Below are 24,279 nucleotides of genomic sequence, written 5' to 3'. Positions count from 1 at the left end.
GTGTCCCTATGGGACACTAAAGAGATATTTCCCCGCGAAGTGCCGTTTCAAAAATATCTTTAAACTCGTTTTGAGGAATATTATGACCCAGTAAATACATCAATTTTGTAATTGCTGCTTCTGTAGTAATGTCTTTTCCGGAAATAACACCTAAAGATTTTAAAGCAGTGCTGGTTTCGTATTGTCCCATATTCACGCTTCCGCCAGAACATTGTGTTACGTTTACGATATGCATTCCGGATTTAATGGCTTTTTCAATTAAATTTAAAAACCAATCTTCGGTTGGAGCATTTCCTGAACCGTAAGTTTCCAGAATAATTCCTCTTAAACCTTTAGTTGCAAGAATTGAAGCCAAAACAATTTCACTCATTCCCGGAAACATTTTAATAATAGCTACGTGGTTGTCTAAGTTTTTATGAACGATTAGTTTTGCATCTTTATTTATAGGAAGGAATAAATGTTTGTTCAATTTTAGATGAACTCCAGATTCTACCAATTCCGGATAATTTGGTGCTGTAAAAGCCCTAAAATGTTCGGCATTTACTTTTGAAGTTCGGTTTCCGCGGTATAATTTGTATTCAAAATACAAACAGACTTCTGTAATAACCGGTTTCCCGTCTTCTAAAAGTGACGCAATCTGAATGGCTGTAATCAGGTTTTCTTTTGCATCGGTACGCAAGTCTCCAATTGGCAATTGCGAACCTGTAAATACAACTGGTTTTGCTAAATTCTCGAGCATAAAACTCAATGCCGAAGCCGAATACGACATCGTATCTGATCCGTGAAGAACAACAAATCCGTCGTATGAAGCGTAATTTTCCTCAATAATTGTGGCAATTTTGGTCCACATTTGAGGATTCATATTCGAAGAATCAATTGGATGTTCGAATGAAATCGATTCGATTTCGCAGTCCAATTGTTTAATTTCTGGAATTTTCTGAATTAATTTACCAAAATTGAAGGCTTTAAGCGCTCCAGTTTCAAAGTCTTTGCTCATACCGATGGTTCCTCCGGTATAAATCAATAATATTTTTGCTTTAGATGACATCTTGGTATTTTAATTTATTGACAACAGGATTGGCATACATAGCCAAAAATCCTTGTCTGGTAACAGGATTATCGCTTCCAATTCTCATTTCTAAACGACGTTCAAAAAGCTGTTTTTCGCTTTCTTTGTATTTGTCTGCAAATCGGTTGGTGTCGTTTAAAATATCGTAAGCAATAAAATTAGTCGGCCATAATTGATAGTTTTTCAAAACAACATCATCAATAGTCTGTGCCAAAGCCTGAACTTGTTTGTTTACATTGTCATTTTCGGCTACAATCTTATCGATTTCAGTATCTAAAACATCGCCAACAGAAATATGTATTCTTTTTTTAGTTCCCATGATACCGCTTAAAATGGTCATGAAATCTTCATTTTTGTCTTTTACGTAAACTTCGTTGTTTGCTTCTGCCATTAATTGCGGCATTTTCAATACATCAGTCGGATCATATTCATAAGAAATAGAAACCGGAACGATTTTTAGTTTCTTAAAATAATCCATTAAGTTTTGTTCGTCAGACCCCATTCCAATCATTTTTAAAACTCCCGGATTGGTTTCGTCATTCCCGTCTTTTGTTCTTCCTTCTCTTTGGGCAATCCAAACCGAACGATTTTCGCGAAGCAGTAACTGTCCCATATATTCTGAAAGCAGTTTAGAACTTTGCAGCATTTCACGAGGCGATAAACCTCTTAAAACCAAAAAGTTTCGGTTTAATTTTGCTAAAGTTGCCAAGAAAGCTTTCTTTACTAAATTATCTCCAATTGCCGAAGCGGTCATTACTAAACCATGTTCGAATAAACAAACATTTAATAATGTAGTATCTAAAAGAATATCTCTATGATTTGAGATAAACAAATAAGAAGTATTGGGTTCTAATTTTTCAAAGCCTGAAGTAGTTAAACCTTCTGAGCTTTTTTCAAGAACTTTTTGGATGGTGTTATAAATAAAATTGCATTGAAAATCACGAATAGAATGTGTTTTCTTTAACTGTTCCTTCCAAACCTCATCTTCTACATCCGGAAAAGTAAAGTTCATCATGGTTTTCATCATTGGGTGATTTACAACATCATGAAGGGCTTCATTTATTTCGGTATCATAAAAAGGTCGAATGGCATCAAATTTCTGCATTATTTATATAGGTTTTAAGTGGGCAAAAGAACAAAAAAAAAATTAAAGTTTTGTAAGGCACAGGTTAAATCCCAAAAACGTCTTTTGAGTTTTGTGTTGTGATTACTGCTATTTCTTCTGCAGAAACGCCATATACTTCGCTTAATTTAGCTATTACGTTGACTAGATAGCTGCTTTCGTTTCTTTTTCCTCTATACGGAATTGGTGCTAAATATGGAGAATCTGTTTCAAGAACGATGTGTTTTAAATCGATTTGATTTAAAAACTGATCAATTTTTCCGTTCTTAAAAGTCACAACACCGCCAATTCCTAATTTCATATTATAAGAAATGGCCTGCAATGCTTGTTCTAAAGTTCCGGAAAAACAATGAAAAATCCCAAATAAATCTTCAGATTTTTCTTCTTCTAAAATTTCGAATATTTCATCAAAAGCTTCGCGACAGTGAATTACGATTGGCAATTTGTATTGTTTTGCCAGTTGAATTTGTCTTTTAAAAGCAATTTGCTGTTCTTTTAAATGTGTTTTATCCCAATACAAATCGATTCCTATTTCGCCTACTGCATAGAATTTTCGTTTAGATAATTCGGTTTCAACATGGGCTAATTCGGTTTCATAATTATCCTTTACGTAGGTTGGATGCAACCCCATCATCAGGAAAATGTTATCAGGATAATTTTTCTCTAAATCGTACATCGATTGTGTCGCAGCAGCATCGATTGCTGGAATAAAAAAACGAGTAACTCCGGCATCAATGGCGCGTTGAATCATTTCGTTACGATCCTGATCAAATTCTTCAGAATATAAATGGGTATGTGTATCGGTAATAATGGGTGTTGAATTCAAGGCTCTAATTTTAAAATGCCAAAATTACGACAATATTAAAAGAATAGCAATTTCGTGTGAAATGGCACACGGATGACCGATTCACTTCGTAAAAACGCTTATTTCAAAGGATTTTTTTATGCTTTTGTCATACTGAGCGAAGTCGAAGTCAAATACAGATTATCGCTTATTTTAGTCAATTCATATGATGCTTCGATTTCGCTCATGAAGACAAACTAATGTTTACTTTCCGGTTTCGATAAACAGCAAAGCACGATCTAAGACCTCATCTTTTCCTTCCTGCATTCCTTTTATGGTTGGTTTTACTTCAATATCTGGTACAATTCCTATGCGCTGGGTTTCTCTGCGGTCTGGATAATACACTCCAAGTCCCGAAAAGCCTGTATGAAATCCACTGAAATCAAATTCAAACACATTGCCATCTGCTCCAGCAGTTTGACTTCCTATTATTGTGGTATTTCCTGCTGTTTGAAAACACATCGCCGTCCATTCTGACTGGCTTATAGAATCTTCATTAAGCAGCACGATTACCTTCCCTTTATAATTGTCTTTGTTTTCAAATCCCGCTTTTCTTCCTCCTGTCCATTCATAACGCCCGGGATAGTTTAAATAAGGCTGTGTATATTGGCAAAATTCTTTTTCCTCCGAGTTTAAAAAAGCGGCAATCTCTTTAAAAGTTCCTTTTGGATAATTTCTCATATCAAAAACAATTGCTTTTGTCGATTTGAGAGCGTCAGCCATTTCTGCAATATTTTTAGGTTTTATAACTCCCATATTAACATAACCTATATTGTTATCGAGAAGTTTAAATTTATCTTGTTTTTTCTGCGCTCCCTTTTTATATTCATTTCGATGTGAGTCATGATAATTAAACCAAGTCATTAACTTTGTTTCGTGTTTTCCGTCTTTAAAAAATTCTACTTTAACCTTTTCAGATTCACTAAGCAACATTACCGGAACAACTTTGTCCAGATAAGAAACCTCATTTGAAGCAGAAATCATCTCTCTTTTTTCTTCAATAATTTCTTTGATACTCTTATCATTTATTTTGGTAATCACTGTTCCAATTTTAATATCATCTGCCTCGGCCAGGCTGTCTCCTAAAATCTCTGTAACTACAAGCTTCTCTTCCATTATTTTGCCAGTTGCCGGAAAATAATAAAAGCTCTTTTTCGATCCTAAAGATGGATATATATGAAACTCAACATGGCTGTCATCGAGTTTTGCTGCTGTTTTTCTTAATACTTTATAAAAATCTTCTGAAGTGTTTGATTGAATAACAGAAGGCAGCACCTCTTTTAAAGTTTCATCCCATTTCTGATCCATTATGTATTTATACGGAAAATAATATTCTACAACATTCCAATATGCATACAGCATTAACAACTTAGAGTTTTTGTCATTACAATCTAGGTTAAAATAATTTTTTAAATTTTTAAACCCGTCAAAACTTGGTCCATATTCCTCATTGCTCTGGAATCTGTTTTCTTCAATAAATTTTAATTTCTTTGAAAGTTTTTTAGAAAACAACTTATTATTAAACCAGCTTAAATCGAAATTCTTATCAAAAAACTCCACATCTTTTGGTGCAGGAATTGGTGCAATTTCTTTTACTGGTCCAAGATCGTCAATCCAGTTTTCAAGAAGCAGTGAAAACTCTTCTTTGGTTTGTGCTTTTTCTATTTTAGGAAGTTTTTCTAAAAGCTGCTTATCCCAATTGACTTCTCCACTGGCTGCTTTTGGATGATAATATTTTAAGAAACCCCAGACTTTGCAGGTTGCAAAAAGCTTTTCGGTTTCAGTAATTTTTGGAGCGCAGAATGTAATTTGTGAAAGTGTAATAAAAAGAAATAAAGTAATTTTTTTCATTAATTGGGACTGGTTAGATTTTGGTTAATGCTGTAAAATAGAAAATCGAATTTAGAATTAAAATTCCAAATTCGATTGAGGTTTTACGTAAAGGAGAAATATTTTATTAAGAATAATCTAATCCAGCTGATGTAATAGTTCTTCTACCTGATCATAGCCTTCGTAATCTTCAGAGATGCTTTCAAGAATTTGTTTACAAGCTTCATAATCTTTTTGTTTTAACTTAGATAAAGCCAAATACCAAAGTGCTTTTTCTTTGTAAACAGAAGTTCCTGCATGTATTTCATTAAAAACAGCTTCGGCTTTTAAGTAATGGCTTTCTTCTAATAAAGAAACGCCGTAAAAAAACTGAATCTCTGCTGTTTTTTGTTTCTGTAAAACGGTTTCAAAAAGCGGAATGGCTTTATTATATCTTTTTGCGTTATAAGCTTCTTCTGCTTGTTTTAAAGACTCATTGACTGTTCCTCTTACTGTAAATGAGGCTTGTTCCGGATCGTTATAATCAGCAAAAGCCGGATTTTGATTATAGTTGAAAAAGAATAACCCAAATAGAACTGCAACCGAAGCTGCAACTGCTAAATACCATGGTTTTAAACCAATTACTTTTGTTTTGTTATCGAAATGTTTCTCTGATATCTGAGTCAGATTTTGTTTAAAAGCTTCTCGTTCCTGTTCAATTCCAAATTTATTGGCTAATTGAAATTGTATTTCTTTAAAAGTTTCAAATTCTGATGCAAATTCAGGATTTTCCAACAATTGTTTTTCAAAATCATTTTTAGCATCAGCCGTTAATTCGCCCTGAAGATATTGATCAAATAATATGTAACGTTCTTCGTTCATGACTAATTGTTTTTTAAAGATTTAAAGTTTTTTGCTTCCTGAATCCACTGTGTTAACTGACCAACGCATAATGATTTTTTCTTGCGGACATAACCATACGTTACGTTTAGTTTTTCGGCTACTTCTTCCATCGATTTAATTTCAAAACTCAGTTTTAAAAGCTCTTTGCATTTGTCTCCCAGTTTCTCAAACATGGTGTCAAAAAGCTCTTGTTTTTCATCAAATTGTTCGGTTTGACCAATTAACTCATGCGCAGATTCATTGATAGATAAAACGTCTTCAATAATTGTTACCCCTTTATTAGATGTTTTTTTCAGTTCATTGAGCCATTTTCTTTTACACAATAAAAAGAAATAAGCATCAAAAGGACAGGTTAGTTTTAACGAATTGGCTTTGGCCTGATTAAAAAGCAAAATCAATATTTCCTGAACTACATCCTGTGCCTGGTCTCTATCGCCGGAATTGTTCATAATAAACATAACGACTTTAGGAACAAACTTTTTATATATAGACTGAATTACCAGCGAATCATTTTCGGCAAGACCATCAATATATTTTTGGTCAGGATGTATTTTGTTTTTATCCATAAAAAAACTTTTAATCAGATAAAGTTAAAAAGAATCTCAAATAAATTTCAATCAAATGGGTAACAATTAACAATTTCAATTGATATAAGCAGACAGAAATCTTTTAAAACAGTTAAAATTAAGAGAAAATGGAAACGTATCAATTTACAGACGAAAAGACTTTAGATAAATTTTACAAAATTATTTCGGCCAAAACACGAAATGGTTTTGTAATCGTAGAACACAACGAGAAACTGCCATATGTTGTTTTGTCTAAAGAAAAAAAAGCAGTCAAACATACCTTTCATTTATTGTTTACCTGTCTCACTTTCGGGCTTTGGTCTATTGTATGGATTTATTTAATCATTACGCTTTCGCGAAAGACGAGCATTCTTGTGGCTGTTGACGAAGATGGAAATCTTTTTGAAGACAAATGTCTTTCGGCATAAATAAAAAATAAAAACAGGGGTAACAAAATATTTACCTCGAACATCTATCAATATAATAATCATTAAAAACCAGAAATTATGAATACAAATTTTAAAACAATCGGACTTTTATTCCTTTTACTAATCTCTTTTGTAAGCTGTGATAACAGTGACGTAGAAAATGGCAGTGATCTTATTTTACCTCCAACTTCGGCAGCATTTAAAAGTATTAATGAAAAAGGTGTAAAAAGAAATACTCAAAATTTTACCATGACTGCAGGAAATGGTGTGGTAACTTTAACTTCGGCAAAAGGGGTAAAATTATATATCAACGGAGACTGTTTAACTAAAAACGGAAATCCTGTAACCGGACAAGTAGATATTGAATACATCGAGCTTTTTGATAAAGGAAATATGCTGGTAACCAATAAACCAACAATGGGAATTACTGCCGACGGAAAGAAAAACCTTTTAATTTCTGGTGGAGAATTTTTTATCAAAGCGACTCAGGGCGGAGTAGAACTTCAAACTTCCTGTTCATTAAGCATGATTGTGCCAACTGCTTTAACAAATGGCTACGATAATTTAATGACTTTATGGACTGGAGTAATTGATGATAAAGGAGAATTAGCCTGGAGAGAAGCAAAAGCAAATGCTGACGGAACCGGCGGAAAAGGCGGCGTTCAAGGTGAAGGAAACAATTACTATGTAACTTTTGGAAACTTTGGATGGACAAATGTTGACCGTTTTTACAGCGATCCAAGACCAAAAACAACTATTTTAGTAGATGTTCCAGACGGATACAATAACACAAACAGCGCTGTTTATCTTTCTTATGACGGCGAAGGAACAAATGCTCTTGCTAAACTGGATACTTATACTGCCGAAGGATTGTTTAGTGAACATTACGGACAAATTCCTGTTGGATTAGCCTGCCACATTATTTTTGCCACAGAAGATAATGGCAGCTGGCGATATGCAATTAGGGGAGTAACAATAACTGCAAATACTACATATACCTTTACACAAGCCGAAACAACAGTCGGTACAGAAGCCCAGCTTGTTGCTGCAATTAATGCCATTCAGTAACTAACAAATGCTTTTTTAAGAAAAAGTGATGATTTGCTCATCACTTTTTTTTACATTTAATCTTGTTTTAAAATTGATTTTTAAGATTTTAGAACCCAAAACTATCTAGTTATGAAACCACAACTGTCTATTTTCTTTATTCTATTCTCGATTTTTTCAATAGGGCAAACCAAAGTAAAAGACACCATAACCCGAAGAGCTGTTATTGGTTTTATCCAAAATGGAAATGCTGTAAATTTTAAACCCGAAACACCGCCATTGATTCCAATTGCGGGTGCTCCAAAACCAAGTTATTCGTATTTATGGGAACTGGGCGACGGTCATTACAGCAAAGAAGCAGAACCTAAGCATGTTTATAAAAAGAAAGGAACTTACACGACGAGACTTGCCGTAACAAATAATTACGACAACGGAAAACCGCCGGCAACACGTCCGAAAAAAGTCGCTGTAAATGATATTACCGATACCAATTATAAAGACATTGCTTCAATAGCAGATCAAAACGGTTTTGCAATTTTAAAAAACTGCGATCCTATTCCGGAGCAGGAAATGGTAGTCGTTGTGAGTTATCAAAATCTGGAGAATTATGTTTCCAGCGGCAAACTTTATTTGTTTTACAATGAGAAACAATTCAAACATAATAACTTTGAATTAAGTGATTTTAGAACTTATGCAGACGAACGTGAAATTAAAGAAAACTTAACGGCATCTGTAAACGATCTTGACGATTCTAATAATTATCTGGCTTCAGCCGAAAACAGTTTCAAACTTAAAAAATACCGAAATACAACTACTGAGGAAGATCTTGATGCTTCACTTTTAGATGCTCATAAAATCTACCATAATGTTTCGATTTTAGAATTTGATAATGCTGATCCTGGAGAAACACGAAATGTTTTTTACACATTTAAAACCACTCCCGAAATGATAAAAGATACCAGCGCAACGGTCACGATGCGCGGGATTTTTGTTCCTAATCGAAGCTATAAAAACCATAAGATTAAAAACCTTGAAATGGAAATTGTAACGTCTCACGATCCAAATAAAATGGGGTCAAACGGACGTTTTATGAATTATAGGCTGGTACGTTTTAAAAGAGTTAATTTTAAAACCCGTTTTCAAAATAATGGTGAAGGTCCGGCCCGAAAAATTCGTTTAGAAACTGATATTCCGGATATGTTCGACAAGAAAACTTTTCAAATAGAAAGTATGTATCCAGAATGTCCCATCTGCCCAAAAGGCGAAGAACCAACCGTAAGTTGTCTCGACACGATTATCAAACAGAAACAAATCATTTTTACCTTTAAGAATATTTATCTGCCGGGAACAGAACAGAAAAATGTAAAAGAAAAAGACAGTACAAAAGGTTTTGTAAAATATTCTATGAAGTTTGGCGAGGACTTTCATAAAGTAAAAACCAAAAGCCGGACTTCGATTATATTCGACAAAAATGAACCTATAATTACAAACTACGCCACTACCCGATTTCTGCCCGGAATTTCTATTGGCGTAAAAGCCGGATATAATTTTTATCCTGATTTAGATAAATCAACGAGTTATTTTGTGGGCGCGACGCTTTCGCCTTTTAAATCCTATCGCTTTTACTGGCAGGTAGAATGGACAAATGCCTTAAATCAGTATAATAGTGCTGTAACAGTTACAGATCAATTGAATACGAATGCAAACGGAACAAGACAATTGGTACGCACTACAACGGCAACTGAAAACAAAAATATCAATTGGGAAGTTCCTGTTTTAATTCGGTATAACATTAATAACTATATTGGCATTGGTGCCGGAATTCAGGCCAATATAAATGTTTCGCAAGAGCAGAATCAAAATATAAAAGTTGATACGTATGAAGGCGATAAAGAGAGCTTTTTAATCAATTCGAGTACAACAAGCAATCAAACAAAAACTTCTTTTACCGATTTTAAAACCGGACTTTTATTTGATTTAACTGCAGGTTTCGCCAGAATTGGTCCAAGTTTGGGAGCGCGTTATGTAATTAATTTTGAACAGAATTTCAATTATTTTCAGGTTTATGGAATATGGAAGTTTTAAAGTTATTACACAGAGATTCGTGGCGAAAAAACTTTAAAGGATTTTGGAAATTTTAAACATTGATGTCATCCTGAGCGAAGTCGAAGGCTTCATAACAAAAAAGGTCTTCGACTTCGCTCAGACTGACATATGATGATACAATCAATTCAATATGAACTTATATCGCTTATATGGTTTAATCTTTCTTTTCCTAACTCTGAATGCTTTCGGGCAGAATCAGGAAGATAAAATTTACCATGCAATTGATGTTTTTACTGCTCATCCTTCTGCAAAAGCAATACAGGATTTATCAAATGCCGAGGCTGATTTTTGGAAAAATCCAAAACCAAAAACTAAAGATGAATTATTGGCACTCGTGGTTTTAAACTGCAATAAAGCCTATTATGAAAACCAATTTGGGCAGACACAAAATGCCATTTCGAGTTATGAAAAAGCGTGGCAGATTTACCAGAAACAAAAGCTCAGCAATTACGATATTATAGAATTCTGCTTAAAACCTTTAGGAAATTTATATACTGTTCTGGGCGATTATGACAGCGCCGAAAACACTATAAAACAATATTATTTTATTGTAAATACTTCTAAAAATTATCCCGACGCACAAAACCAAAAGTTTGCTGCAATTTTAAATTTATCTAATGTTTATCAAAGTTCAGGGAAAATTTCTTTGGCAATTGAAGTTTTAGAAAACACGTTGAAAACAGAAAAATTATCGAACTCTCAAAAAGGAATTTTACTCAATAATCTGGGAAATAATTATTGGTTAAATTCTAAACAATTCATTAAAAATTCTCCTCAAAATGCAGAAAAAGCATTTCTATCTTCAATAGAATATTTAAAAAACGAAAAAGGCCAATCAGAAACTTTATCCAATTCTTATCGCAATCTAGCTTCAATGAACCGGCAATGGCAGCGATTTGATATTGCTGATTCTTATATGCAGAAGGCGGAAAAACTTCTTTTAGACACAAAAAATCAACAGCCTAGAAAACAGGCCAAACTCTATTATGAAAAAGCTTTGTTACTTTTTGATGAACAAAAATATGAGGAAAGCGCCAAACAGATTTCAGTTGTTTTTAAAACTCTGATTCCAAATTACAATTCAAAAGATATTCTTCCGAATAAAAATCAATTGTATGCTGAAACAGTCTTAGTTGATGCGCTCGATTTACAGGCTGAAATTCTAAAAATAAAAGATCCTAAAAATGCATTAAAGGCTTTTGAACTTTCGTTCTACATTGAAGATTTATTGATGAATAGTCTGGTTTATGAAAACTCAAAAATCCTGATGCAGCTGCGATCCCGGAATCGTACCGAAAAATGTCTTTTTGTTTATGATGAATTGTTCCGTAAAGAAGGAAAAACGAAATATCTGGAAGAAGCTTTTCAATTATCAGAAAAAACAAAATCGGGTATTTTAAAAGGTTATCGTTCGAATATTAAAAATGCTTCCGCAGAAGAAAAACAACTTTTGCAAGAACTGCAAAACTTAAATAATGCGATTTTAAAAGAACAGCAAAAAGGAGATTCGGCCAATATTTCAAAAATCAACACACTTATAAAACAGCAAAATGAAGTCATGATTTCGCTGAAAAAAGTACAGTCTGAAAATACAGATTATATTCCTGAAAAATGCGATGTCAAAGCGCTGCTTTCAAAATTAAAGAAAGATAAAGCGATGATGGTTTATTATTTTATGGGATCTGAAAAGCTGTATTTTTTTGTTTTACAAAACGATCAAATTGGTCTAAATCATATTAATATTACTCATCTTGGTATTCCAAGAATTGCCCAGTTTATAGATTATTTTAACAGCCCGGATGCTATTACAAATGATATTTCCGGCTATAATCATTATGGAAAAGATGTTTATGATTTATTAAAACTTCCGAATAATTCTGTTTACAAAAACCTTATCATTGTTCCTGACGGAATTTTAAATTTTCTCCCTTTTGAAGCTTTAATTACTCAGGAATCTAACACGACCAATTTTGCAAAAATGCATTATTTACTTAATGATTTCAGGATTGCTTATACTACTTCGGCAAATATTTATCTCAATACTAAACCTGTTTCAAAATCTAAAAAAACAGTTTTGGGTGTTTTTCCGGTTTTTGAAGGCACTTCTTTCGAACTTAGTTATTCAAAAAAAGAACTAGAATCTATTCGCCGTAATTTTAAAGGGAAATATTTAGAAAATTCGAATGCGGGTTTTGCTGATTTTAAAAATAATGCTCCCAATTATTCTATTCTTCATTTGAGTACACACGCTTCTTCTGGAGATATTGAAACTCCGGCAAGTATTAAATTTTACGATCAGGAAATCCTGTATTCAGAATTGTATAATCTGCATATAAATCCTGATTTAGTAGTTTTAAGTGCCTGCGAAACGGGAATAGGAAAATTGTACAAAGCCGAAGGTGCGATGAGTATTGCAAGGGGTTTTCAGTTTGCCGGAGCACAGAATTTGTTGTTTTCTTTATGGAAAGTAAATGATTTTACGACTTCGGTTTTTATGTCTGATTTTTATAAAAATGTCAAAAATGATGTTTCTTATTTTGAAGCTAACACTAATGCAAAACGGGAATATTTAAACGACAAATCGATTCCGAATGCTAAGAAATCACCTTATTATTGGAGTTCGTTTGTGTATTACGGCTCAATTTCGGCAGAAGAAAAATCAGGAAATTATATCTATTATGTGATTAGCTTTTTGATTGTAATTGGCTTATTTTTGGGTTTCAATCATTATCGAAAATGGAAAATCTTCACGAGATTCTCAAAAAAGAGAATTACAAAAAAATAAAGTTTAAAGTTACCAAAACACAGCATCTGCAGATAAAAGCCAAAATTAACGGTATTTCAGGAAATTTCATTTTAGATACGGGCGCTTCAAACACCTGCATTGGTTTTGAAAGCATTGAACGTTTCGAATTGTCTGCCAAAAAATCAAAAACAAAAGCTTCTGGCGCGGGCGGAACGGGAATGGCAACCCAAATTTCATCTCAAAATAAATTACAGTTAGGAAGCTGGAAAAACAAAGATTTCAGCATAGTAATTTTTGATCTTTCGCATGTAAATGAGGCTTTAGAATCGTACAAAGCTAAACCTGTTCACGGCATTATCGGCGCCGACGTTCTGCTTGAAGGAAAGGCGATTATAGATTATTTTAATCATTATTTGTATTTAAAGTAGGATTAAGTTTTTTCGTATATATTTGTTACTCCAATTAACAAACCTATACGTATGAAAAAAACTCTACTCTGTTTTCTTTTTCTGTTCACCAATCTTTTTTATGCTCAAGTCAATAATATTGAGCATTGTTTTGGAGATAATTACTTTGATTTAACGGTCAATACTTCTCTTTTACTTGGAAATTTAAATCCGGCAGAAACCGCTATTAGTTTTCATTTAAGCCAGAATGATGCGAATAATAATTTAAATCCTATTTCGCAGCCTGCGCAATATAACAGCTCTGCACCATCTAAAACAATTTATGCCAGAATTGATAATAACGGAACTGTTACCACAAATTATTTTGATTTAAAAATATATGGACAGTTAAGCATTACACCTCTTACAACGCCTGTTAATTGTAACGGAATGAACAATGGTCATATAACTGTTATTCCATCTGGCGGTAAAGCTCCTTATGCGTATCAAGTAAATGGAGGTCCCTTTACTGTTTATAACGGCGGCTTAAATCCTCTGCAATTAGATAATTTATCTCCGGGAATTTACGTTATTCAGGCAAAAGATGCATTAAATTGTTCTACTGCAGTTTATCCAGTACAAATAGAACAGCCTGCCCTTTTGAATGCCAATGTAATAGTTGATAATCAAAATGTAATTATTGTTAATGCCTCAGGAGGAAAACCAGAATATGAATATTCATTAAATGGTTTAGACTATCAAAAAAGTCAATATTTTACGAACCTGATGCCTGGTACATATAATGTGACTGTGAGAGATGCTAACCGCTGTATATTTCAAACTAATCCTATTATAATTAATCCTCCTCTTACGGTTGCAGCCCAGTCAGAACCTGTTACTTGTAATCATTTAGGTATGATTACAGTTATAGCTGCTGGAGGAAATCCTTCTTATGTTTATTCTATTAATGGAAGTGATTTTTCTTCTATAAATGTATTTCATGATTTACCAGCGGGAAACTATGTAATAAAAGTTCGTGATGTAAAAAATAATGAAATAACTATACCTGTAGTAGTTTCAACAATAAATCTGCCAACGGTTACGGCTGAAGTGCGAAATCTATTTTGCAAAGGATCTAATGATGGATCAATAAAATTATCAGCATCAGGAGGCGGGGGTCAATATTCATATTCTCTGAATTCAGTAAATTTTCAGCCTGACGATACTTTCTACAACTTAGCTGCCGGGACTTATACTGCAGTTGTTAAGGACGCTAATGGTTGTGCCTCATATCCTCTAAATATTACAATAACAGAACCAGAAATACTCACGTCGACTGTCGCAGTAAACAATCAAACTATTACTGTTACGGCAGGCGGAGGAACTGGCACGTACCAATATTCTGTTGATTTCTTAAATTATCAGGATAGTAACGTTTTTGAAAATCTGCCTAAAGGAACTTATTCCGTATATGTTAAAGATTCTAACGGCTGTGTGGTTTCAAAATCAGACATCGATATAAATCCAATATCACCGCTTACAGTACAAGCTACAGCAACTGCGATAAGCTGTAATATGCCGGGAATAATTACAGTTACTGCAAGCGGAGGCAGTGGTTCTTACCAATATTCATTTAACAATGGACAGACATTTACTAATTCGAATGTTTATTTTGCTGCATCTATTGGCATATATGTTATCATAGTTAAGGATTCTCAAAATAATACAGCGAATACTTCTGTAGAAGTACAGCAAACACCTTCTCTGGTAATTGTATCTGAACAGCAAAACATACAATGTAAAGGAGATAATAGTGGATTTATTAAAGTTAATGCATTGGGAGGACAGCCTTCTTATAGTTATTCAATTAATGGCGGACCATTTACAGCACTTGACACTTTTTATAATCTGAGTGCTGGCACATATAACATAACAGGAAGAGATATTGCTGGCTGTGAGGCAATGATAGTTGTTAAAATAACTGAACCTGCTGCTCCTTTAATATCAAACATAATAGTTGAAGAGCAGACTATCAAAATTGAATCTCATGGCGGGACTGGCCAAATAGTATATAGTATTTCTCCAAATTTTGCTGAATTTTCTACTAATAACATTTTTACGAATTTAACACCAGGTGATTATCAGATTATTGCACAGGATGCAAATGGATGCTTCAACTTGTTTAATGTTGTAATCGAAGCTCCTGCTCCATTAATAGACGGAAAAAAAGAAATTGTTTTCGAATTTAAACCGGGACAGACTTTAGGAGATATTATTGTTAATGGTCAAAATATCAAATGGTACAGCAGTAAAGGTTTTTCAACTAATAAAACAGCTAAAAAAGCAATTGAGCCAACCTTACCGCTGACAACTGTTCTGGTAGATGGTGTAACGTATTATGCTTCGCAGACTGTAGACGGAGTTGAAAGCAGAGAACGCCTTGCTGTAACAGCAAAAATAAGTGGTTCTCTTTCTACAGATGATTTTGTGCTGCCGAATTTTAGATATTATCCAAATCCTGTTCAGCATGTTTTAAATATCAGCAATGCATCTAATATTGATGAAGTTGAGGTAATTTCGGTTTCAGGAAAATTTATTTTGGCAAAACAAATTAACAATACACATTCTGAAATTGATTTATCAAATGTTTCTTCCGGTCTTTATTTCTTAAAAGTAAAATCAGAAGGGCAGACTAAAACCATTAAGATTGTGAAAAAATAACAGGAGTTAAATCTCAATAAAGAAATTCCAAATTCCAGTTAGCATACAAATCAATTTTGAAAATTATCAGAATTGATTCTAATAAAAAATCCCAAACTCCTTTCGGAATTTGGGATTTTTCGTCTAAAATTAAATCAATTAATGGGTATGTTTAGGATTAAAACCGTCTTCGCTTAATTCTGTATGCTCATAATCAGCAACCATTTCAGCTTCGTAGTCAATTTTTTCTCCTTTAGAGAATCTTCTAATAATTTTCTCCATAATATCATAAATAACCGGTACTACAATCAAAGTCAGGAATAATGATGAAATCAAACCTCCAATGATTACCCATGCCAGTCCGTTTTTCCATTCTGCTCCTGCTCCTGCTGCTAATGCAATTGGGAACATACCAAATACCATCGCAATTGTTGTCATCAAGATTGGACGTAAACGAGCGTGGTTTGCCTGGATTAATGCTCTTCTGATCGATTCTCCGGCAGCTCTTCGCTGATTGGTATAATCGACAAGCATGATCGCATTCTTACACACAAGACCAATCAACATGATGACCCCTAAAATGGTAAAGATATTTAATGTATTGTTTGTTAATGCCAGTGCAAATAAAACTCCAATGAACGAAAGCGGAATAGCAAATAATACAACAAACGGGTGAACGAAACTGTCATATAATCCAACCATTACAAGGTAAACCAAAATAATAGCGGCTAATAATGCGATTCCTAATGTACCAAATCCTTCTGACTGGTTCTCCTGGTCACCACCCCAGATGTAGTTAACTCCAACTGGTTTTTGCAATTTGTCTAATTTTGCCTGCCACTGCTGAACAATTGTTCCTGCCGGCACCCCAACATTCTGACCTTGTACGGTTACAGAAGCTGTTTTATCTCTACGTTCTAATTTACTTGGTCCAGAACCTTCTGTAATAGTAGCGAATTGGTTTAATTTAATCTGCTGGCCTGCATTGTTGATGAAAATCAAATTACTAACATCTGTGATGTTTTTTCTATCAAATTCGTTGTATTTGATGTTGATGTCGTATTCGTATTCACCAGCTCTAAATTTACCGTCAGTATTACCACTGTAAGCTGTCTGCATGGTTAAACCAACTGTTTGAAGAGTCAATCCTAAAGCAGCCATTTTATCTCTGTCAACCTGAACGTTAATCTCTGGGTTTCCATCTTCAACTGTTAATTTAATCTCAGTTGTTCCAGGAATAGTACGTAATTCAGCTTCAGCCATTTTAGCAAATTTCATAGCACTTTCTACGTTTGGACCTGTTACGATCAAACCTAAAGTTGCATCTTCTGCCGTTCCTAAGATACCTACAGGAACTGTTTTAACTTTGGCGCCCACTAATACTTTTTCAAGTTTACGTTTTGTCTTAGCAGCATAAACGTTGGCATCATCTGTACGATCTTTTTGATCGATCATTTTAACGTCAATCTCAGCTTTGTAAGCAGTTGCCTGAGCAGCTCCTAAACCTTCACTGGTTTGTCCTACTGTTGTAATCTGGCTTAAAACATATTTCTCTCCTTTTAAGAAAGCTTCTGCTTTTTGAGTCATAAAGTTCGTCTGCTCTAAAGAAGCATCTTTTGGCATCTCAATCTGCACTAAGAATTCACCACTATCAGATGCTGCGAAGAATTCACCTCCAATGTAACCGCCTCCCATTAACCAGAAGATTGATCCAAAGAACATTACCAGTACAATCGCCATAGTTTTAATATAGTGATCTAAACACCAGTTTAGTAAGTTTGATACCCAGTCAGTAAAACGAGTTAAATAGCTTTCAAATCCAAGAATAACTTTTCCGAAAAGATTTTTACCTTCAATATGCTCTAATTTTCCAAAACGTGAAGACAACCATGGAATAATAGTAAACGAAGCCAATAATGAGAACATTGTTGATATAATTACCGTAACACAGAATTGTGTAATAATGTTTGATACCAATCCTGTACTCATTGCAATTGGCAGGAACACCACCACAATTACTAATGTAATCGAAGTTACAGTACCTCCAATTTCGGCAGTTCCGTCATAAGCGGCACGAATTCGGCTTTTACCCATCTCCATGTGTCGGTAAATATTCTCCAGTACAACGATCGCGTCATCCACAAGAATACCAACCACAAGAGATAAACCAAGTAAAGACATTAAGTTAAGTGTATAGCCTAATAAATAAATTCCAATAAATGTAGCGATCAAAGAGGCAGGAATAGATACCATTACAATCAATGAGTTTCTAATACTGTGCAGGAAGAACAACATTACAAATGCTACCAGAATAACCGCAATTAATAAGTCATGTACAACAGAATCTGCTGCTTCAAGCGTAAATACAGTACTGTCTTTTGCAACTTCTAATTTTAATTGAGCCGATTTATAATCGCTCTCTAATGTCTTAATTGTTTTAACCAGCTGTTCACTTACCGCAACGGCATTTGCATCTGATTGTTTTACAATTTGAAGTACAATCGCACTTTTTTGATCTACACGCGCAATTTTTTCCGCGATTTTTTGCGTATCCTGAACATCAGCAATATCTCCTAAACGAACCTGGATTCCATTTTGAGAAGAGACTACTAAGTTTCTTAATTCTTCAACATTTTTATATTTACCCGCTAAACGAATTAATATTTTTTGATTACGAGTCTGGATATTACCCGTTGGGAAATCCAGATTTGAAGTTAAAATTGTCTGCTGTACCTGAGGAACAGAAAGTCCGTAACCCTGCATTTTTACAGCATCAAGATTTACCTGAATCTCACGTTCCTGACCTCCAATAATGTTTACCTGAGCAACCCCCTGTACACGAGATAAAACTGGCGCAATCTTTTTATCGATCAAATCGTAAAACGCTGCTTCGTCCATTTTACCATTCGCACCAAGTGTCATAATTGGTAAATCACTCAAAGAGAATTTAGTTAACGAAGGCGGATCAGCATCATCTGGCAAATCACTCAAAATCGCATTAATTTTACGCTGAGCATCATTCATCGAAATATCAACATTCGCATTTGAAGTTAATGTAATCGATACTACAGATAAACTCTCATAAGATTTAGAGTCAATTTTCTTGATATTTTCAAGAGATGCAATCGCATCCTCAATTTTCTTTGTAACAGTATTTTCAACCTCACTTGGAGAAGCTCCCGGATAAACAGTTGAAACCGTAATAACGTTGGTTTCGAATTTTGGGATCAGCTCATAGCCTAACTGGCTGTAACTGAACAATCCACCTAGAGTTAGAATTGTAAACAATACAATTACTAACGACGGACGTTTTATGGATATTTCGGCTAATTTCATATGTTTTCTTATTAAGTCTTTAGTTTTTAGTTCCTAGTCCTTAGTTTTAATTCCTCGTTTTTAATGTTACCTAATTCTAGGCGCAAAAAATTAAGGACTAAGGACTAATCTCTTAATCACTAATTACTTTTATTTAATAATTTCTACTGTATTTCCGTCTTGTAAGTTGATTTGTCCTGTAGTAATTACTACGTCTCCGTCATTTAAACCATCGATGATTTCAACTTTGTCTCCTAAGATTCTTCCTGCAACAACTTTTTTCAATTTTGCTACATTATTTTCAACTACGAAAATTTCGTTACTGCTTACACTTCCAACAAATGCATTTCTAGGAACCACTTTTAAGTTTTGTTTTTGGTTATTTGAACCAAAGTTTGCTGTTCCGTACATACCTGCTTTTAAGTCATTATTAGCATTGTTTGTAATTTCGATTTCTACCGGGAAGTTTAATGAAGCATCTGCTTTTGCAGCGATGAAAGTAATTTTTCCAGAGAATGTTTTATCAGGATAAACACTAGCAGTAATATTTACTGTGTTTCCTAATTTTAAGCTTGCAACCTGGCTTTCGTTTACTGTAACAGTTAATTTTAATTTAGAAACGTTTACGATATCAAACAAAGCTGTTGCAGGCATTCCTGCTAAAATAGATCCTGGCTCAACATATTTTTTATTGATGTATCCGTTAATTGGAGCTTTTACTTTAGTATCTCCAACGTTGATATTAGCTTGTGTTAAGTTAGATTGTGCATTTGTCAAAGCTAATTTTGCCTGATCTAATTGTTGTTTTGTTACACCGCCTGTTTTATAAGCGTTTTCATATCTTTCGTAATCAGATTTTGCATTTTGATAAACAGCCTGAGCCTGCTGAGCATTTACATTAATAACATCACCTCTTACTGTTAGTAATGTTTGTCCTACTCTTACGTAATCACCTTCTTTAGCTAAAACACTGATTACTTTTCCAGATTTTTCAGCAGAGAAAGTTAATTCCTGAATTGGCACAAAGTTTCCGTTTGCTGTAAAACCAAGATTAACATCTTCTGTTTTAACTGTGGCTACTTTTACAGATACTGCAGCATTTTTTTCAGCTACGATAGCAGTTTTACCTTCGTTTTCTGCTTTATTTTTATTTAAGATATAGCTTATCCCGAAAAAAGCTACGGCTATGATAACGATTGTTATAATTATTTTCTTCATTGTAATTAGTTATTTAGTAAGAGATTTAAGTTCGCCTTTTGATTTGATTAGAGATATTTCGGCAATTTTATAATTTAAAACTGCTCTTGTAAAATTATTTTGTGCTTCAAGTGATGCATTTTCTGCATCTAGTAAATCGGTTAAAGATGCTAAACCCTGAAGATAATTATTTTTAGTATTGCTCAGAATTTCAGTCGCTAAACGCATGTTTTCTTTTTGATTTTCGATCGTTACCAAGTTATTCTCGATTTCAGTCATCGCGTTTCTGTAATCTAAATCAAGAGAAAGTTTTGTGTCTTTGATATCTTCCTGAAGCGATCTGATTTCAACATCAGCTTGTCTTACTTTTGCACGAGTTCCAAAACCTGTAAAGATTGGCACGTGTAAGTTTAATCCAATTGCAGAGAAATCTGACCAGTAAACTCCTTTTTCTGGTTTTGCAAACCAAGGAAATTCAGGTCCCTGACCAATATAATTGTAACCTGCAGTTAATGAAAGCGTTGGATAATATCCAGCCTGAACAGCTTTTTTGTTAAGAACCAAAAGCTCTTCTTGTTTTTTCAAAAGCTGGTACTCTGTTCTGTTTTCAATATTTGGTTCTTGAGTTAAGGCTGCAGGAACAACTTCAAATTCTTCTTTTGGCATATCGATTTGAGTTTCAATAGGCATACCCATATAAAACTTTAAAGCATTTTCCTGTAAAGCAATTTGGTTTTTAATCTGCTGGCGCTCTGTATCGATATTTGACATTTTTACAATAATACGGTCTAAGTCAATTTTTTTAGCCAAACCGTTATCAAACTGGCCTTTTACGATATCACGAACTTTTGTTGTGTTTACATAATTGCTGTCTAATAAAACTAATCTTTCTTTTTGCACATAAACCGAATAGTAGTTATTTGCCACTCTTTCAATAACCTGCTCTTCTGTTAACTGATTGTTTATTTGATAAAATTCACGAGTAGATTTTGCTGCTCTTAATCCTGTAAAAACCGATTGATCAAAGATTGCCTGAGTTAAAGAAACCCCTGCAGTTGAGGTCCATTTTTGTCCAAATGCTGCCTGAATTGCAGTTCCCGGCGCACCAAATGCTGCTCCATCAATAACCGTAGTCTGAATAATTGGGTTATACGTTAAATTTCCGTTTGCAGAAATTTGAGGCAATGCTCTTGAACGTACTTCCTGAATTTTATATTCGCTGTTTTCAACCTGAAGTTTTGCCTTTTTTGCATCGGCTTTATTTTGAAGCGCGTAGTTAACGGCGTCTTTCAGAGTTAAAGTAGTGGTTTGTGCGGCGGAAGACAAGCCTATTGTACACAAAACTATAAGAAAGATTCTTTTCATAAGTGTTACTATTTATTTTTAAATTTGAGATGGGACCGTCATTTTTTCTTTACCCTCACAGAAAAATGACGATCAATTTTTGGAATGGTTAATTTTTAATTCGTTTTAATTGCTTTTCTAATTCCTCGACTCCTTTTTCAGTAGCCATTGCTCGAGTATGGTATTCTAATGCTTCTAATTCTATTCTTTGTGCTTCACTTTCTGAAACCGTATTTTCATTAATATGAAAAATTAGTGTGTAATAAAACTTCACATAAACCTCAACATTCAAATCACTTCTGTAAAGCCCTTCTCGAATTCCTTTATCAATATTATCTTTGAAACACTGTGTACATTGATCAATTTCGATGGAAAGGATATTTTGGTAAATCTCCGGATAATGCTTTTTCAACTGGTAAATTGGAGAAGTATCAATATTGTTTTTAAACATATCCCGAAACATTTCTCTAATCTCAAAATTTTCATGAATAGCATTATAATTCTTAGCTATAATAGTATCCATAATTTCGTGAACCTGACTATGAACCATTGAAGTGCTTTCTTCAATCAAAACTTCTTTATTACAGAAATATTTGTAAATCGTTTTTTTCGAAATACACATTTCTCCTGCAATATCATCCATCGTAACACTCTTAAAACCAAGCTTCAAAAAAAGTTCACTTGCTTTTGCTATTATTTTCTCTTTCATTTTAATTTTCCCAATTGCCTTACAAATATAACTAGGAAACTAAAATCTAAAAAAATAGTTTCCATGTTATTTGTAATAATTTTACATTAAATTAATAATCATGTGAGATTTATATGCTAAATTCTAAATTAGCGATTAGTTTAATGTCTTTTCCAAGCGCTAAACCTCCATTATGATGAAAAGAATTGTAGTCAAGACCAAAATCCTGACGTTTAATATCTCCTTTAATTTCAAAAGCAACTTTTTTCTCTCCGTTATATGTATTTACTCCAATAAACTCTGCATCAAGTTCTACAACTCTCGTAACATCTTTTATGGTTAAATCTCCCTTGAAAAAATTAATATTATTATTTATCTTTTGAAATGAAGTAGATTTAAAACTGATAATCGGATGTTCATCTACATCAAAAAAGTCCTGAAGCTGTAAATTGGTATCAATCTGCTGAAAGCTTTCAGTTTTATTGTTAATATCCAGTGAAAACTCAACCGATGCATCTTCAATTTCATTATCTTCAATATTCACATAACCGCCAAATTTGTTTGTTGTTCCTCCCAAATAAGCAATTATCGAATGTCTCATTTTAATTAAAACATCTGATTGAGTAGAATCTAAGGTCCATGTTGTTTTCATAAATATCTGATTTAAATGAGTTTATAAATTATTAAAACTCTTATGGAAACTTTTATAGTGTTCTAAGTTTCCAAATTATGGTGCAAATATAGACAGGAAACTCTAAATACCAAAAAAGTTTCCAAGTTTTTTCAAAATAATTTTAACACCTTAAGAATTAGTGGTTTTCGAAGGTATTTTGAATGGAAACTCATCATTTAAAATTTTAGGAAAGAATTAATTCATAATGAATCGTATCTTTGAGGCTCGTAAATTAGAATTTCATCATGCACGATATTAGCCAGTACCAGGATTTTTTTATTGATTATCTAAAAAATCAAAACATACACAAAGAACCCACAAATCTTTACGAACCCATTGAATATATTTTGGGACTTGGCGGAAAACGTATGCGCCCGGTACTTACCTTAATGGCTGCAGAGGTTTTTGATACTAGCTATAAAACGGCTCTTCCGGCTGCAATGGCGGTTGAAGTTTTTCATAATTTTTCGCTTGTTCATGATGATATTATGGATGACGCACCTTTAAGAAGAGGACAAGTTACGGTTCATGAAAAATGGGATTTAAATACCGGAATTCTTTCCGGAGATGCTATGCTGATCCTGGCTTACCAGTATTTTGAACAATATGAGCCAGAAGTTTTTAGAGATCTGGCAAAACTTTTCAGCAAAACGGCTCTTGAAGTATGCGAAGGACAGCAGTGGGATGTTGATTTTGAACAAAGAAACAACGTTACGATTCCGGAATATTTAAAAATGATCGAATATAAAACCGCTGTTTTAGTTGCTGCTGCCATGAAAATGGGTGCAATTGTGGCCAAAACTTCTGAAAAAGAAGGCGATTTAATTTATGATTTCGGATTGAATTTAGGTCTGGCTTTCCAACTACAAGATGATTATTTAGATGCTTTTGGTGATCCGAAAACTTTTGGAAAACAGGTTGGAGGTGATATTATCGAAAACAAAAAAACCTATTTATACTTAAAAGCGTTAGAATTTTCGACTCCGGAAAAAGCTTCAGAATTAGAAAAATTATTCAGTTTGCAATTAGAAGATAATTCAGAGAAAATAGAAACTGCAAAGACTATTTTCAACGAATCAGGAGCTTCAAAATCAACTCAGGAAGCAATTGAAATGTACACTTTTAAAGCTTTTGAAACTTTAGAAAAAATGGATATTAGCGCTGAAAAGAAAAGTATTTTAAAAACTTTTGGCGAAAATTTAATGGGTAGAAAAGTTTAATTTATAAAGAGCTTCGACTTCGCTCAGCCTGACAAATGTTGTCATAAAATGAGTGTCTTCCTTAGCGAAGTCGAAGGCTTATGAAACAGAAAACCCGGCAGGTTTTTAAAAACCT

The 24,279-nt window shown here is 33.8% G+C and carries 18 protein-coding genes; 7 read left to right on the top strand and 11 right to left on the bottom strand.

Going from position 1 to position 24,279, the window contains the following annotated elements:
- Positions 1-16: 16 nt before the first annotated feature.
- The 6 genes from PQ462_RS01360 to PQ462_RS01335 form a co-directional block, all read right to left on the bottom strand.
- Complete coding sequence (locus tag PQ462_RS01360) at positions 17-1,048, bottom strand: asparaginase (protein WP_274252095.1); 1,032 nt, start codon at positions 1,046-1,048, stop codon at positions 17-19.
- Positions 1,038-2,174 (bottom strand): 1-acyl-sn-glycerol-3-phosphate acyltransferase, encoded by a 1,137-nt coding sequence (locus PQ462_RS01355; RefSeq protein ID WP_274252094.1) that lies wholly within the window; start codon positions 2,172-2,174, stop codon positions 1,038-1,040. Before PQ462_RS01355 ends, PQ462_RS01360 begins: the two co-directional genes overlap by 11 nt.
- A 64-nt stretch (positions 2,175-2,238) precedes the next feature.
- Complete coding sequence (locus PQ462_RS01350; RefSeq protein WP_073408147.1) at positions 2,239-3,018, bottom strand: TatD family hydrolase; 780 nt, start codon at positions 3,016-3,018, stop codon at positions 2,239-2,241.
- A gap of 222 nt (positions 3,019-3,240) precedes the next feature.
- Positions 3,241-4,887: a S41 family peptidase gene (locus PQ462_RS01345; RefSeq protein WP_274252093.1), complete on the bottom strand. Its 1,647-nt coding sequence runs from the start codon at positions 4,885-4,887 to the stop codon at positions 3,241-3,243.
- Between the two features lie 117 nt (positions 4,888-5,004).
- A complete protein-coding gene (locus tag PQ462_RS01340; protein WP_274252092.1) occupies positions 5,005-5,727 on the bottom strand; it encodes a tetratricopeptide repeat protein in 723 nt (240 codons plus the stop codon).
- Between the two features lie 2 nt (positions 5,728-5,729).
- Positions 5,730-6,314: an RNA polymerase sigma factor gene (locus tag PQ462_RS01335; RefSeq protein ID WP_274252091.1), complete on the bottom strand. Its 585-nt coding sequence runs from the start codon at positions 6,312-6,314 to the stop codon at positions 5,730-5,732.
- 128 nt (positions 6,315-6,442) lie between these two features.
- Between PQ462_RS01335 and PQ462_RS01330 the strand changes: the two genes are divergently transcribed.
- From PQ462_RS01330 to PQ462_RS01305, 6 genes are all read left to right on the top strand, one after another.
- Positions 6,443-6,742 carry a hypothetical protein gene (locus PQ462_RS01330; protein ID WP_274252090.1) on the top strand — a complete coding sequence of 100 codons (300 nt, stop codon included), beginning with the start codon at positions 6,443-6,445 and terminating at the stop codon, positions 6,740-6,742.
- Between the two features lie 78 nt (positions 6,743-6,820).
- Positions 6,821-7,810 (top strand): hypothetical protein, encoded by a 990-nt coding sequence (locus PQ462_RS01325; RefSeq protein WP_274252089.1) that lies wholly within the window; start codon positions 6,821-6,823, stop codon positions 7,808-7,810.
- 111 nt (positions 7,811-7,921) lie between these two features.
- On the top strand, positions 7,922-9,874 hold the full coding sequence (locus tag PQ462_RS01320) for a PKD domain-containing protein (RefSeq protein WP_274252088.1): 1,953 nt from the start codon (positions 7,922-7,924) through the stop codon (positions 9,872-9,874).
- Positions 9,875-10,025: 151 nt separating this feature from the next.
- On the top strand, positions 10,026-12,680 hold the full coding sequence (locus tag PQ462_RS01315; protein ID WP_274252087.1) for a CHAT domain-containing protein: 2,655 nt from the start codon (positions 10,026-10,028) through the stop codon (positions 12,678-12,680).
- Positions 12,632-13,069, top strand: coding sequence for a retropepsin-like aspartic protease (locus tag PQ462_RS01310; RefSeq protein WP_012023351.1), 438 nt, complete (start codon positions 12,632-12,634; stop codon positions 13,067-13,069). Before PQ462_RS01315 ends, PQ462_RS01310 begins: the two co-directional genes overlap by 49 nt.
- A gap of 51 nt (positions 13,070-13,120) precedes the next feature.
- Positions 13,121-15,748 (top strand): T9SS type A sorting domain-containing protein, encoded by a 2,628-nt coding sequence (locus PQ462_RS01305; protein ID WP_274252086.1) that lies wholly within the window; start codon positions 13,121-13,123, stop codon positions 15,746-15,748.
- A 138-nt stretch (positions 15,749-15,886) separates the two neighbouring features.
- Here the strand turns inward: PQ462_RS01305 and PQ462_RS01300 are convergent, their stop codons facing one another.
- The 5 genes from PQ462_RS01300 to PQ462_RS01280 form a co-directional block, all read right to left on the bottom strand.
- Positions 15,887-19,063: an efflux RND transporter permease subunit gene (locus PQ462_RS01300; RefSeq protein ID WP_274252085.1), complete on the bottom strand. Its 3,177-nt coding sequence runs from the start codon at positions 19,061-19,063 to the stop codon at positions 15,887-15,889.
- 129 nt (positions 19,064-19,192) lie between these two features.
- Positions 19,193-20,260 (bottom strand): efflux RND transporter periplasmic adaptor subunit, encoded by a 1,068-nt coding sequence (locus PQ462_RS01295; RefSeq protein WP_274252084.1) that lies wholly within the window; start codon positions 20,258-20,260, stop codon positions 19,193-19,195.
- A gap of 9 nt (positions 20,261-20,269) precedes the next feature.
- The gene (locus PQ462_RS01290) at positions 20,270-21,604 is read right to left on the bottom strand and encodes a TolC family protein (protein ID WP_274252083.1); all 1,335 of its coding nucleotides are present in this window, start codon (positions 21,602-21,604) and stop codon (positions 20,270-20,272) included.
- 88 nt (positions 21,605-21,692) lie between these two features.
- Positions 21,693-22,292 carry a TetR/AcrR family transcriptional regulator gene (locus PQ462_RS01285; RefSeq protein WP_012023346.1) on the bottom strand — a complete coding sequence of 200 codons (600 nt, stop codon included), beginning with the start codon at positions 22,290-22,292 and terminating at the stop codon, positions 21,693-21,695.
- Positions 22,293-22,401: 109 nt separating this feature from the next.
- Positions 22,402-22,923 carry a YceI family protein gene (locus PQ462_RS01280; RefSeq protein ID WP_012023345.1) on the bottom strand — a complete coding sequence of 174 codons (522 nt, stop codon included), beginning with the start codon at positions 22,921-22,923 and terminating at the stop codon, positions 22,402-22,404.
- 266 nt (positions 22,924-23,189) lie between these two features.
- On the opposite strand from PQ462_RS01280, the gene PQ462_RS01275 reads away from it, so the two are divergent.
- Positions 23,190-24,164, top strand: coding sequence for a polyprenyl synthetase family protein (locus PQ462_RS01275; RefSeq protein WP_274252081.1), 975 nt, complete (start codon positions 23,190-23,192; stop codon positions 24,162-24,164).
- Positions 24,165-24,279 lie beyond the last annotated feature (115 nt).

Origin of the sequence: Flavobacterium sp. KACC 22758 (assembly GCF_028736135.1) — a bacterium.
In the GTDB taxonomy this organism is placed as follows: Bacteria; Bacteroidota; Bacteroidia; order Flavobacteriales; family Flavobacteriaceae; genus Flavobacterium; species Flavobacterium johnsoniae.
The sequence above is the reverse complement of the archived record's forward strand: the minus strand, read 5'-3'. Positions and strand labels throughout refer to the sequence as shown.